The sequence below is a fragment of the Paraburkholderia sediminicola genome (assembly GCF_902859805.1).
Lineage (GTDB): Bacteria > Pseudomonadota > Gammaproteobacteria > Burkholderiales > Burkholderiaceae > Paraburkholderia > Paraburkholderia sediminicola.
In genome coordinates this window covers 499,999-512,847 of sequence record NZ_CADIKC010000004.1, presented here as the reverse complement: position 1 = coordinate 512,847, position 12,849 = coordinate 499,999, and the positions used below count along the sequence as shown (strand labels likewise).

Genomic DNA, 12,849 nt, shown 5'->3' with positions numbered 1-12,849 from the left:
GCGCGCGGCAGATAGCCATTGTGTCGCGGTTGAAACACTGTTCCCCAAACAGCAACAATGAAACTTGACATTCACGCTTGCCCGAAACGGCGGGCCTTTGCGGGCGATATGCGCGGTGAATTTGCGATAGCGTGGATTTTTGCAACGCAGTGTTGTACGCAGTGCGACGAGCATGCTGCCTGCGAAGGGCGCCGGTGCTTCCTTTAAGATGTGGTTATTGATGAGCAACCGTGCGACGCAAGTGTAGCGGGTTTGGATTTTTCTGGTCGTCACGCGCGCATATTCACAAGAACTCAAGAGCCCACATGATTTCACGCCCCCCCGAATCGCAGCCCGAATCGTTGCCCGAATCGCCGACACCGCCCGATTGCCTGAAAAAGCAGAAAGCGGCTTCACTCGTCCTGTATGTCGCCCTCGTGTTGCTGGCGCTGTGGGTCGTGCGCGATTTCATTGCGGTAGCGGCCTGGGCGGGCGTCATCGCGATCGCGCTTTGGCCGCTTCTGCGAAAGGTGGAAGGCTACCGCTGGTTCACTGGTCGCACGACGCTGATCGCCGCGGTGCTGACCCTTGCGATTGCGCTGCTGGTGGTGCTGCCGGTCGGCATCGGCATTATCCAGGCGCTGCGCGAAGCCCATGACATGAATGAGTGGTTCAAGGCAGCGCAGGAAAACGGTATTCCGATGCCGGACGTCATCGCACGTTTGCCGTTCGGCGTGCACCAGATTTCAGCATGGTGGCAGGCCAATCTCGCTCAGCCGCTGCGCGATTCGGCGGCAATGAAGGGCTTGCACAGCACCACGGTGATGACGCTCGGCCGCCATTTCGGCGCGCGCGCGGCGCACGGCCTGATGGTGTTCGCGTTCATGCTGGTCACACTATTCGTGATCTTTCAGGCGGGGCCGCGTCTGTCCGGTTCGTTGATGAAAGGCGCCCGGCGCGGCTTCGGCGACGACGGCGCGCAATTGCTCGCGCGCATGGCCGCGGCAGTACGCGGCACGGTGTCGGGGCTGGTGGTGGTCGGGCTCGGCGAAGGGGTGCTGCTGGGCGTCGCCTATTTCGTGACCGGCTTGCCGCACGTCGCGCTGCTCGCGCTCGTCACGGCGATCGCCGCGATGCTGCCGTTCTGCGCGCCGCTCACGTTCGGCGTCGCGGCCCTGTGGCTGTTCTCGCAAGGCTCGGTGGCCGGGGCCATCGGGCTTGCCGTGTTCGGCTCGGTTGTGGTGTTTGTCGCCGAACATTTCGTGCGGCCGGTGCTGATCGGCAACTCGACGCGATTGCCTTTCCTGCTCGTGCTATTCGGCATTCTCGGCGGCGCGGAGACGTTCGGTTTGCTTGGCCTTTTCATCGGGCCCGCGCTCATGACCGTTCTGGTGGTGCTGTGGACTGACCTCGTGCAATAGTTGCATGCACTTGTTTGCACACGCTTGATTGCACGCACTTTTCCGCCGCAATCAGGATTGCTGATTTGCCGGCTTATTTTCCCCGGTTACTTGTCCTGATCGCGCGCCGACTGTTTGACGCAGCCCAGCGTGTATTTCAGCGCGGCAGGCAGCAGCGCGCTCCAGACGTCCCAGGTGTGACCGCCGTCGATGATGCGCAGCGCCGCCGGATTCCCCGCCAGCCGAAGGTGCGTGTAAAGCGATGACGCATCGGCCTGGATCACCAGGTCGTCGTCGCCGGCAGCGATGAACATCGGCAGGCGATACGGCTGGCTCATGTACCGCTCCCATTGCGCCGGATAGTTGAGCGCGCGCCAGACGTGCGGATCGAACTGCCGGTCGCCGAACACGCCGACGCGACGTGCCGCCGAAGCGAGCGGCGGCTCGTTTGCATAGATCGCGGGGCTTAGCAGGAGCGCGCCGCAAAACAGCTCGGGTTGCGTCATCGCATAGCGCAACGCGCCGAAACCGCCCATTGAAACGCCGCCGATCATCCGCCCGCTACGCTGCGTCGCGACCGCGTAGCGCGTTTCGATCTCGGGCAGCAAATCGCCGAAGAAGGCCGTTTCCATCTTCTCCTTGCGATCGACATACCAGTCTGTGCCGCCCTGCGGCATTACGATTGCGACCGGTGGTATCTCCTTGTGCTCGATCAGTGCGTCGGCGGTGGTTTGCAGGTGGCCTTGCGTGAGCCAGTCGTTGGCGTCGCCGTTGTTGCCGTGCAGGAGGTAGAGCACGGGAATGCGTGCGGCGTCGTGGCGATAGCCGGTAGGCAGATAGATCGTGTACACCCAGTCGCGGCCGAGCGCTTCCGAATGGAAGCTTCGGCTGATGACGGTGCTGGCGCTCGCCGGCGCGCCGACAGCGGCGCATAGCGCGAGGAGCGCGGAATGTAGGAATAGACGCATGTCAGAGTAAGAGGCCGCCGCGCAGATTGCGCGCGGCCGTCATGCTATCAGGATCGGCGGTGAAAAATTGGCAAGCGGTAGCGGGTTAGCGGCGCTGCGGTAGTTGTGCGGTAATTCGTCTGGCACGCAAGCGGCAAACAGCAAGCGGTAGCACAGCAAAAGCTCGCGCGCGCATGGGCACGCCGCTCGCTCAGGGCGACGTTCCGAGACGCAAGCTCCAGAGGTGCGTCACGAAGCGCTTGAGTGGTTCGGACGCTCTGGCGACGGCGAACAGCGCGCCGACCGCACATGCATCCGCTATCAGCCCGAGCGGATAGTTCAGATAGCCGTCGGTCGCCGCATACAGCACCGAATCGACGACCAGCGAAATCACGGCGCCCGCGATAAAGCACAGCAGCCCTTTGCGCCCGATCATCCCGACCCATGGCATCCATTGAGCGAGCTTCCTGGCCCAGCCGAGCTGGATCAGGTTCGCGACGAGCCAGGCAATCGCCAGAAAATTGACCGCGCGCAGATAGGAGAGATTTTGCTTAAAGCTGGCATCGAGCGGCTCGCGTTCGATAAAGAGCTTGTAGTAGGCCGCGGCGGCGACCACGGCGAACGCCAGCACGCTGACCAGCCAGCCGAGACGGTGCGCGCTGATCCGCTGATAAACCGGCTGGCAACGTGCCAGCACGCCGAGCACGAACAGCAATTGCCAGGCAAACGGATTGAAATCCCAGTGCATGTCCGGCGCCGCGGGCAGGTAAGCGTCGATCGCCGGCGCGCCTGCCCACAACGCGACGCTGCCGGCCAGCAGCAGCCACGGCTTGCTGCGCGCGAGTGGCAGGATCATCGGCACCAGCAGCGCGAAGAACGCGTACATCGGCAACACGGAAGCGAGATAGGGCTGGCGGCGGAACAGCAGAATGTCGCGCAGGGCGGCCACGGGGGTGTCCATCAGATCGTCGAGATCGGTGGTGGCGAGATTCGGGCCGTCGATGCTGAACGCGCTCAGCACCGCGCTGACCAGCAGCATCAGGCCGGCCGTGATGAGGAAGGCGCGATAGATTTCGAGCGAGCGGCGCAGGAAGCGGCTGCGCGCGGTCGCCTCGTTACGCCGTTCGGCGAGCGCCGCGTAGGCCGTTGCGGTGGCGAAGCCGCCGAGGAACACGAAGACTTCAGCCGCATCGCACAGCGCATAAGCGTGCAGCGTGACGCGCGACAGAATGCTGCCGCCGATGTGATCGACGACGATGATCAGGAGGACCAGCCCGCGGAAAAAATCGAGCTCGATCAAGCGGGATTGCGACTTTTGCATTGTGTGGTGCCAAAAGCAGCCCCGTGCGACGGCGCGCTAGTTCAGCGCAGCAGGCGTCTCACAAAGCTTTTTGAAATTGGATTAGGTGGCGGAGCCGGGCCGCCCGCGGATGCGCAATCCGTGGGCCGAGCCGCCGCGTAGCCGCTTGCACCGGCCATGCGAGGCGCGGCGCAGAGGCCAGTAAAAATGACCCGTTTGAGGGCGTAGAGTTCCGCTGCAGCGCCGCAAAAGCTTTCGATTATATTTCCTTCCATGACAAAACCGCTTCGAAACGCGCAAGGCCGGCGCGGCTAATGCGGCAGCCAGCTTAAGTCCCGGCGCCGCCGCGCCGTTTACCTGAATAAGCGTCGCGAAAGAAGGGGCCGCCCTAAGCAGTGGAGATTTCGCAACGTTTTGAGATATGCGCGCGACACCTGATGGACGGCGACGTAACGGCGTGTGAGGATTTCTTCAAAGCGCGTCGGGGTCGCCAAACGCCTCGAGAAGCGTGAATAAGAAAGCGGTCGGATCGAGTTGTCCCATTACTCGAGCTCAGGGAGATCTTCATGAACAAGCAAGTGTTCGCGCTGGCTGTCTCCACTGCTTTGTCCGCCACTTCGTTAGCGATTTTCTCCCTGCCTGCCTTTGCCCAGACGAGCGTGACGCTGTACGGCGTGCTCGATGAAGGCATCAACTACACCAACAATGTCGGCCGCGGCCATGTCTATGAACTCGCGAGTGGCTATGCGCAAGGCAGCCGCTGGGGTTTGAAGGGCGCCGAGGAACTGGGCGGCGGCCTGAAGGCAATCTTCCAGCTGGAAAACGGCTTCGACGTCAGCTCCGGGCGGCTTAATCAGGGCGGCCGGATGTTCGGCCGCCAGGCGTTTGTCGGTCTGAGCTCGGAGCCATACGGCACCTTGACGTTCGGTCGCCAGTACGACTCTGTGGTCGACTTCCTCGCGCAGACCACGGCCAACGGCAACTGGGCCGGCTCACTGTTCTCGCACCCGTACGATAACGACAACACCGACAACTCGTTCCGTCTCGACAACAGCGTCAAGTACACCAGTCCGTCGATCTCGGGCTTCCAGTTCGGCGGCGTCTACAGCTTCAGCAACGACACCGGCTTCGCCAACAATCGCGCGTACAGTTTTGGCGGCCAGTACATCTACGGCGGATTGCTGGTGGCCGCGGCCTATCTGCAGGCCGACAACCCCGGCAACGGCTCAAACGGCGCGATCACCGCGAACGACGCCAGCTTCATCGCCGCCCGCATGCGCGTGTTCGGCGGCGGCATCACTTATACCTTCGGCCCGGCCACGGCCGGCTTCGTGTACACCAACTCGAATTATCTGGACCCGACCGGCAACGGCTATCTTGGCGTGACGCCGCTCGTGCAGCCGGGCGTGTTGTTGAACTCGCTGAAGTATCAGAACTTCGAGGTGAACGGCAAGTATCAGATTTCGCCGATGCTGTTCGTCGGCGCGCAGTACGTGTACACGATGGAGACTTATGACGCATCGAGCGGCGGCGTGAAGCCGAAGATTCATTCGTTCGGCCTGATGGCGGACTACAACCTGTCCAAGCGCACCGATGTGTACATTCAGGGTGAATACCAGCAGGTAACCGGCGACGCTACCTATTCGATCCTGGACGATGCCTTTACACCCGGCACGCAGTCGCCGTCATCGACGTCGAAGCAGGTGGTGGTGCGTGCGGCGATACGGCATAAGTTCTAGGGGGCAGGGCGTGCCGGCAGTGGGCTGAATGATGACTGTAGTGCCCGGTGTGATGGATATCGCTTTCTCGCATGAAGGAAGATCAATTCATCACGTAGTTCTGAATCAGAATCCCCACTACCACGCCGGCGGGAATGCCGAAGGTTCTGCCGCGAATAGTCGCGGTGAGATCTTCATCGAGTACGAAGCTGCAGCGGCGTTCACGCCAGACGGTCTTATAAGCCAATGGTTTTGCATCGACGACAACGATCGAAATGAGCGCGGTCAGGATGACCTGCTCCAAAGCATGCAGTTTTGCGATAAACGGCGAAAATTCACCGGCATTGCACAGCAATACCATTACGACTGCAGCGATCAGGGCGCCGAAAAAGAAACCACCCATGAATCTGTTCGCTGAATTAAGAGAATCCACTTAAACCTCAAAGCATTCGCCGGCTTTTTGAAGCTGACGAAGTAAAAAATATACTGACGGAAATGGTTTGCCCGTTTAAAGACTGGCCTCGCGGCGAGCGCGAGGCAGGTAGGCTTTAAAGGGACCCGTAAGGATATTTTCTTGACGTTCGTCGGCATATCGTCCGTTTCCCAAAGTCGCGTGGGATCAATCTGAAATGCCGCGGCTTGTGGCAAGGCCGCGGAGAGAACGGCCGTAGCGGGAGCGGGGCGCTCGCCACATTGCGCGTCAGTGGCCATGCGCGCCGCTGGCGATCTCGCCGGACGACGCGCGAGCCGACACTTACCCGCCGAACAGATTCAACTTTGCGTACTGCAACAGCATGATCGTCTTCCCGTCGACGATTTCGCCGCGCTCGACCATCGCGAGCGCTTCGTTCACCGGCAGCTCCAGCACCTCGATATCTTCGCCTTCGTCGGCAATACCGCCGCCCGCGCCGACCTTCGCCACCGCATCATATTCAGCGACAAAAAAGTGCAGCTTTTCCGTCACCGAACCCGGGCTCATAAAGGCTTCGAATACCTTGCGCACGTCGTGTACGCGGTAGCCGGTTTCCTCTTCAACTTCGGCGCGAATCCGTTCTTCGGGCGAGGCTGTCTCCAGCAGACCCGCCGGCGCCTCGATCAGCATGCCGTGATGACCGTTGACGAACGCCGGCAGACGGAATTGCCGCGTCAGCACCACCGTGCGGCGGCGCGGGTCGTATAGCAATAGCGTTGCGCCGTTGCCGCGATCGTAGGTTTCGCGGCTCTGGCGTTGCCAGTTGCCATCCGCTCGTTGATAGTCGAAGGTGGTTTTCTTCAGCACGTACCAGTCGTCCGATAGCACTTTCACGTCGATGATCCGCACCCGTCCGGCGATTTCGTTCATGGCTCGCATCCTGTTCCATTTGTTCCATTGGGAAGCGCGGTCTGCACCGCATGCGATTCATGGTATCGTGCAATATCGTGCAAAAACAAGAAATTTCGTGCAAACTGGCGAAATGCTTTCGGACGGCCACCATGCTCACATCGCAAAGAAAACAGTTGATCCTTGAAGCGCTTAAGCGCGATGGGCAGGTGATCGCCAGGACCTTGAGCGTCGAGTTCGACGTCTCGGAGGACACCATCCGCCGCGATCTGCGCGAGCTCGCCGCCGAGGGGCAGCTTCAGCGCGTACACGGCGGCGCCTTGCCGGCGTCGCCGGCGGCGGTGGACTTTGCCGGGCGCGAGCGCATCGAATCGGCGTCGAAAGCGGAGATCGGCCGGGCGGCGGCGGGCATGATCACGCGCGGGCAGATTGCGTTCATCGACGGCGGCACGACGGCTGTGCAACTGGCGCGTCACCTGCCGCGCGACTTGCGGGCGACGATCGTCACGCACAGCCCGAGCGTCGCCGTCGAACTGGCGGAGCATGCGGAGCTCGAGGTCATCATGATCGGTGGGCGTCTGTTTCGGCATTCAATGGTCAACGTGGGCGCAGCGGCCATCGAATCACTCAGTCACATTCGCGCCGACTTCTATTTCATGGGCGTCACGGGTGTGCATCCGCAAGCGGGCCTGAGCACCGGCGATATGGAGGAGGCTTACGTGAAGCGCGCGCTCGTGGAGCGTGCCGCGGAAACGGTGGTGCTGGCGTCGGCGGAGAAACTCAATGCGGCGTCGGCGTACAAGATCGCGGACGTGTCGGCGGCCAGCACGATCGTCGTCGAGCGGAACACGCCAGAGATGCTGACCAAGCCGTTCGAAGCATTGGGGATCACGATCCTGCGTGCTTAATGAAATACGTTTTAGCAAGTACGCTCGCGACAAAATAGCGGCTATCGCTGATCAGCGACAGATAACAAAAAGCGCAATAAACCCGCTGTTATAACGATTCATACCCAATCCGTTATTTGCGAGATAGCTGACAAAAAATGACGCACCGTGCGTCTAAACAGCGAGATAATCCCGGCCCTTGGCCCCCTGTAGGGCAGGGAAAAGGCAACTCACGGTAGTTCCAGGTAGATCAGATCGACTGCGGCATCGCCGAAGGAATGGCCGCTGCACGTCGCCGGTACGCCCGCGCGCGCAAGCGCCTGCAGCTCGAACATCTCCCTCGTGGTTTACAGCCATTCAGCGCAGGTCTGCCGCGTATAAGCTGAAATGCGGCCGCGCTGCGATGGCTTGTGTTTCGCGTTTGTCCTGCCATTGGGTTGCCGCTGTGTTCACTAAAGGAGAAGTCCATGGGGAAACTCGACCTTTCGCGTCGTAGTTTTCTGAAGGCCAGCGTATTGGCGGGTGTGTCGGTGTATATCGCGCCGATGGGCAGCCGCGCATTCGCTGCGTTGTTCGAAGAAAAAATTCTGACGCCGGTTCAGTGGGACGCCGCCAACGGACAGGCGAAATTCCGCATCGACGGTATCGCCAAAGTGACGGGTTCGAAAGTGTTCGCGCGCGACATCCGCGCCACCGACATGCCGCACTGGCCGCAGCAGCAATCGCACGCTTTCATCCTGCGCACGACGCAAGCCGACCGAAGCTATGAAGGCTTCGACCTGTCGCTGCTGGGCGACGACTTGAAGCCTGACCGCGTGGTGACGGCGGCCGATCTGACGCGCGACGGTCTGATCTTCCCGGCCTTTTACGGCGACGACATGTTGCTGCCGCCGGGCAAGACGCCCGCGTATCTCGGCCAGGCGGTCGCGATCCTGATCTATCACGACTTCGCGCGCTTCCGTTTCGCGAAAGACAAGCTCAAGTTCCAGGATCAGATCATCCGTTACGGCGCGCCAACCGGGCCGCTCGAGCGCGATCCGTGGGGCACGTTCCGCTTCGTGCGCGTCGGCGGCAAGACGCCGTATGACGACGACATCTTCTCCAGCCTGAAAGACGCGCCGGTGTTCCCGAGCATGATGCGCAAGCACCAGCCGGTGTGGCCGGACGGTGTCGAACACGGCAAGCTCGACGAGCAGGGCATGTTCCACGCGGGCCAGATCCAGCAGGAACTGGATCATCCGTCGGCGGACTGGCTCGTCATGGAGCGCGAGTACAACACGCAGTCGATCGACACGGCCGCGCTCGAACCCGACAACGCGAACTGCTGGTACGACGCGGCGACGCAGTCGCTGCACATGGTCGTGCCGACTCAGGCGCCGTCCGAAGTTGCCGACAGCGCGGCCGGCATGGTCGCGAAGTGCGCGTTCCCGGTGAAGAATCTGTTCATTCACCCGTGCTACACGGTGGGCTACGGTTCGAAGGATCACTTCAACGTACCGTTCTACGGCCTCGTCTGCGCGATGTATGCGGACGGCCGTCCGGTGCGTCTTGCAAACGATCGTTACGAGCAGTTCCAGACATCGTTGAAACGCCATGCGTTCAAGATGAACTACCGGATCGCCGTCGATAAGAACACCGGTCTGATGCAATCGTTCAAGGCCGCGATGGAAGCAGACGGCGGTGGTCGCTGCAACTTCTCGCCGTCGGTGGCGATGGTCGGCGCGACGGCCGCGCAATCGATTTATTACTTCCCGAAGAACGATCTCTCGGCGGTGGCGATCGCCTCACGCGCGATCGACGCCGGTTCGGCACGCGGTTACGGCACGCTGCAAAGCATGGCCGCGACCGAGATGATGGTCGACGAAATCGCCGCGCAACTGAAACTCGATCCGATCGACTTCCGCCTGAAAAACGCGCTGCGTTCGGGCATGAAGAACACCCAGGGCGCGGTGCCCGCAGGCGCGATTCGTGTCGACGACGTGTTGCAGAAGGCGAAGGTTCATCCGTTGTGGGTGAATCGCGCGAAGCGTAAGGCCGAGTTCGAAGCCGCGCATCCGGGCAAGCGTTATGGCGTTGGCTTTGCCTGTGTGCAGAAAGACTTCGGCACCGGCGCGGAAACCTCGTTCGCCAAGGTCGAGTTCAGCGCGGACGGCAAGATTGGCTTGCAACATACGGCGGCCGAAATTGGCACGGGCATGTCGACCTCGCAGGCGATCGCTGTCGCGAAGTGGCTCGGCAAGCCGGCCACCGACGTGCATGTCGCGATCACCGATTGGCCCGATCTGCCGGTCGTCACGAGCGGCGATCCGTACATGATGTCGCAAGCAGACCAGGACAAGCTGGCCGCGAATCCGCGCTGGTCGCCGGGTTATGCGTCGCCGTCGAGCGCGACGAATTCGGCGTTTTACTTTACGCACAGCACGCGCGAAGCGGCACGCGTCGTTTTCGCGCACGGCTTGTGGCCGGCGGCGATGGCGATCTGGAGCCAGGGCGGCGGCGGCGGTCAAGCTGCGCCGCTGGTGGTACGCATGGAGGACGCGCGCTGGGTCGACGGCAAGCTGTCCGCCGCGGGGCTCGAAGCGCTGCCGTTCGAACAACTCGCGAAAAAGGCGCATGAGCTGGGTCTGGTCACCGGTGCGACCGTGCACGTGTTCAATCGCTGGCAGTGGACCGAGTCGGACTTCGAGATCGACGGCAATGTCGAGCGGCTGCCGCTCGATGGGCTTGCGCTTCGATATGGCGACAACGCTTCGGCCGATAAAAAGAAACTGCAAACCACGCCGAATCATTACCGCGTGCTCGATCGTCAGCGCGTGTTCATTCCGCCGGTTCAACGTAACAACGCCGCCGTGACGTATTACAGCGCGGTCGGCACGCTGGTCGAGTTGTCGGTGCATGAAGCGAGCGGCAAGGTGGACTTGCTCGCCCACCACTCGATCATGGAATGCGGCAATCAGCTCTCGCCGCAACTTGTGTCGGGCCAGCTGCAAGGCGGCCTCGCGATGGGCATCGGCCATGCGCTACACGAGTATCTGCCGCTCTATGAAGACGGTCCTGGCAACGGGACGTGGAACTTCAATCGCTACCACTTGCCGCGCGCGACCGACGTCGCCGTCTGGACCCAGACCGGCGAAGTGCTGCCGCCGCTCACCGAGACCGACCCGCCGAAGGGCATCGCCGAAGTGGTGATGATTCCGGTGGTCGGCGCCATCGTGAACGGTATCGCGCACGCGATCGGCCATCGCTTTACCGACCTGCCGGTCACCCCGCAACGTATTCAGGAGGTGCTCGCATGACGGCCACCACTCAAACTTCCGCTAACGCCGCGAGCGCCGTTGTTGCCTCGGGCTCTGTTTCTGGCGCTTCCGCTTCTACCGCAGCGGCTGCGGCCTCCGGTCCCGCGGGCGCTGCTAGCGGTAATGCGGGCGCTGCTGCCGGCGCGCCGGCAGCAATCGTAGTCGAGCGTCCGTTGACGCATTTCCGCACGCTGCCGGTGTCGGTCAAGGTGAACGGCGAGATCGTCGGCCCGACCGACGTGCCAGCCGGTCTGATGATGATCGACTTCCTGCACGAGTATCTGCACCTGACCGGCTCGCGCCTCGGCTGCGGCCAGGGCATCTGCCACGCGTGCGTCGTGATCGTCGACAAGCCGGACGGCACCAGCGAAGAAGTGCGCACCTGCATCACGGGCGCGAATTTTTTCCACGGCAAAACCATTCGCACAATCGAAGGCCATGCGAAGCGCAACGAAGCGGGCGAGGTCGTCGAACTGTCGCCGATCCAGCAGAAGTTTCTCGAGCACTTCAGTTTTCAGTGCGGCTACTGTACGCCCGGTTTCGTCAACGCGGCGACCGTGCTGATTGAACGTCTGAAGCGTCAGCCGATTGCCAGAGACAAGGTCGAGCAAACCATCACTGAGGCGCTGAACGACCATATCTGCCGCTGCACGGGCTACGTGCGCTACTACGAAGCCGTGAAGGAGGTGGTGATGACCACGCCTGGCCTCGTAAAGGACGCGGCATGATGACTCCTTCGATGAATGTGCGCCGCGCGCTGCTGTTGCTCGGCACGGCCGCTTTGCTAAGCGCCTGCGGTAAGCACGACGACTCTGCTGCTGCGATGCAGGCCGCTGCCGCAATGGGCCCGCAATCCACCGCGGCCGATCCGCTCGCGCGCGGCCGCTACCTCGTGAAAGCCGCCGATTGCGCGGCATGCCACACCACGTCGGATGGCGCGCCGTTCGCCGGCGGCGTGAAGCTGGCCTCGCCGTTCGGCACCTTCTACGGCACCAACATCACGCCGGACAAGGACCACGGTATCGGCAACTGGAGCGCGAACGATCTCTACAAGGCGCTGCACGATGGCGTCACGCCGACGAAGCAGTTGTATCCGGCCATGCCGTACACGTCCTACCGCCAACTGTCGCGCGCGGATAGCGATGCGATCTACGCGTACCTGATGGCGCAGAAGCCGGCGGCCGTGGCGAACCACGAGCCCGAGTTGTCGTTCCCGTTCAACATGCGCTTTGGCGTGCGCTTCTGGAACTGGGTGTTCCTGAAGGACTCGTTGCCGGATGCATCGAAAGGGCAGTCCGCAGACTGGAATCGCGGACGCTATCTGGCGAGCGCACTTGGCCATTGCGCCGAATGTCATACGCCGCGCGGCAAGTTCGGCCAGCTCGACGGCGCCAGGCCGTTGACGGGCGCGGCGCTCGGCAGGATCGCCGCACCGGACATCACGCCGCATGGTTTGGCCGCACGCGGCTGGACCGCCGCGGACCTGCAGACGTTCTTCGCCACGGGCATTGCGCCACAAGGCTCGGCTTTCGGCGAGATGTATCCGGTCGTGCACCTGAGCAGTCAGTACATGACGCATGACGATCTGCGCGCGATGTCGACCTATCTGCTGGGTGACCAGGCGCCGGCGCCGCAGCCGTTGCAATCGGTCTCCGCCGATGCCGCGCAACTCGAGGCCGGGCGCAATGTGTATCTCGCGGTGTGCGCCGGCTGTCACGGGCTGAGCGGCGAGGGCAAGCCGCACGTCGCGGTGCCGATGCACGGCAACTCGACAGTGCGTCAAAGCGATGCGCACAACCTGATCGTGGCGATGCTCGACGGTATCGGCGCGCAGGACTTCCCGGGCCTCGAGCGGATGCAGGAGATGCCGGGCTTCGCCACGCAACTCAGCGACACGGAACTCACGCAGCTCGCGAACTATCTGCGCGCGACGTATGGCGGCCAACCCGCCGACGTGACGGCCGATGTGGTGAAGGCGTTACGCTGAAGCATGCCATGCGC

Annotated in this window: 11 protein-coding genes; 7 read left to right on the top strand and 4 right to left on the bottom strand. The window is 62.2% G+C overall.

The annotated features are described in order from the left end of the window. Positions 1-305 precede the first annotated feature (305 nt). Positions 306-1,400 carry an AI-2E family transporter gene (locus tag R8871_RS18325; protein ID WP_175051703.1) on the top strand — a complete coding sequence of 365 codons (1,095 nt, stop codon included), beginning with the start codon at positions 306-308 and terminating at the stop codon, positions 1,398-1,400. Positions 1,401-1,486: 86 nt separating this feature from the next. On the opposite strand, the gene R8871_RS18320 is transcribed toward R8871_RS18325, so the two are convergent. Next, positions 1,487-2,347: an alpha/beta hydrolase gene (locus R8871_RS18320; RefSeq protein WP_175051702.1), complete on the bottom strand. Its 861-nt coding sequence runs from the start codon at positions 2,345-2,347 to the stop codon at positions 1,487-1,489. Between the two features lie 190 nt (positions 2,348-2,537). Further along, positions 2,538-3,647 (bottom strand): OpgC domain-containing protein, encoded by a 1,110-nt coding sequence (locus R8871_RS18315; protein WP_175051701.1) that lies wholly within the window; start codon positions 3,645-3,647, stop codon positions 2,538-2,540. A 545-nt stretch (positions 3,648-4,192) separates the two neighbouring features. Here R8871_RS18315 and R8871_RS18310 point away from each other — a divergent pair. Beyond that, a complete protein-coding gene (locus tag R8871_RS18310) occupies positions 4,193-5,365 on the top strand; it encodes a porin (protein ID WP_175051700.1) in 1,173 nt (390 codons plus the stop codon). 82 nt (positions 5,366-5,447) lie between these two features. On the opposite strand, the gene R8871_RS18305 is transcribed toward R8871_RS18310, so the two are convergent. Together R8871_RS18305 and R8871_RS18300 are read right to left on the bottom strand one after the other, a co-directional pair. After that, the gene (locus R8871_RS18305; RefSeq protein ID WP_246287617.1) at positions 5,448-5,747 is read right to left on the bottom strand and encodes a hypothetical protein; all 300 of its coding nucleotides are present in this window, start codon (positions 5,745-5,747) and stop codon (positions 5,448-5,450) included. A 351-nt stretch (positions 5,748-6,098) separates the two neighbouring features. After that, the gene (locus R8871_RS18300) at positions 6,099-6,686 is read right to left on the bottom strand and encodes an NUDIX domain-containing protein (RefSeq protein WP_175051698.1); all 588 of its coding nucleotides are present in this window, start codon (positions 6,684-6,686) and stop codon (positions 6,099-6,101) included. Here R8871_RS18300 and R8871_RS38470 point away from each other — a divergent pair. The 5 genes from R8871_RS38470 (at position 6,685) to R8871_RS18280 (ending at position 12,835) form a co-directional block, all read left to right on the top strand. Next, a complete protein-coding gene (locus R8871_RS38470) occupies positions 6,685-6,852 on the top strand; it encodes a hypothetical protein (RefSeq protein WP_246287616.1) in 168 nt (55 codons plus the stop codon). The two genes, R8871_RS18300 and R8871_RS38470, sit on opposite strands and share 2 nt — an antisense overlap. Beyond that, entirely contained in the window at positions 6,818-7,573 is a 756-nt protein-coding gene (locus tag R8871_RS18295; RefSeq protein ID WP_246287615.1) for a DeoR/GlpR family DNA-binding transcription regulator, read from the top strand. Before R8871_RS38470 ends, R8871_RS18295 begins: the two co-directional genes overlap by 35 nt. 446 nt (positions 7,574-8,019) lie before the next feature. Beyond that, positions 8,020-10,848 carry a xanthine dehydrogenase family protein molybdopterin-binding subunit gene (locus R8871_RS18290; protein ID WP_175051697.1) on the top strand — a complete coding sequence of 943 codons (2,829 nt, stop codon included), beginning with the start codon at positions 8,020-8,022 and terminating at the stop codon, positions 10,846-10,848. Continuing rightward, the gene (locus R8871_RS18285) at positions 10,845-11,576 is read left to right on the top strand and encodes a (2Fe-2S)-binding protein (protein WP_175051696.1); all 732 of its coding nucleotides are present in this window, start codon (positions 10,845-10,847) and stop codon (positions 11,574-11,576) included. The genes R8871_RS18290 and R8871_RS18285 overlap by 4 nt, the downstream gene beginning before the upstream one ends. Continuing rightward, positions 11,573-12,835: a c-type cytochrome gene (locus R8871_RS18280; RefSeq protein WP_175051695.1), complete on the top strand. Its 1,263-nt coding sequence runs from the start codon at positions 11,573-11,575 to the stop codon at positions 12,833-12,835. Before R8871_RS18285 ends, R8871_RS18280 begins: the two co-directional genes overlap by 4 nt. Positions 12,836-12,849 lie beyond the last annotated feature (14 nt).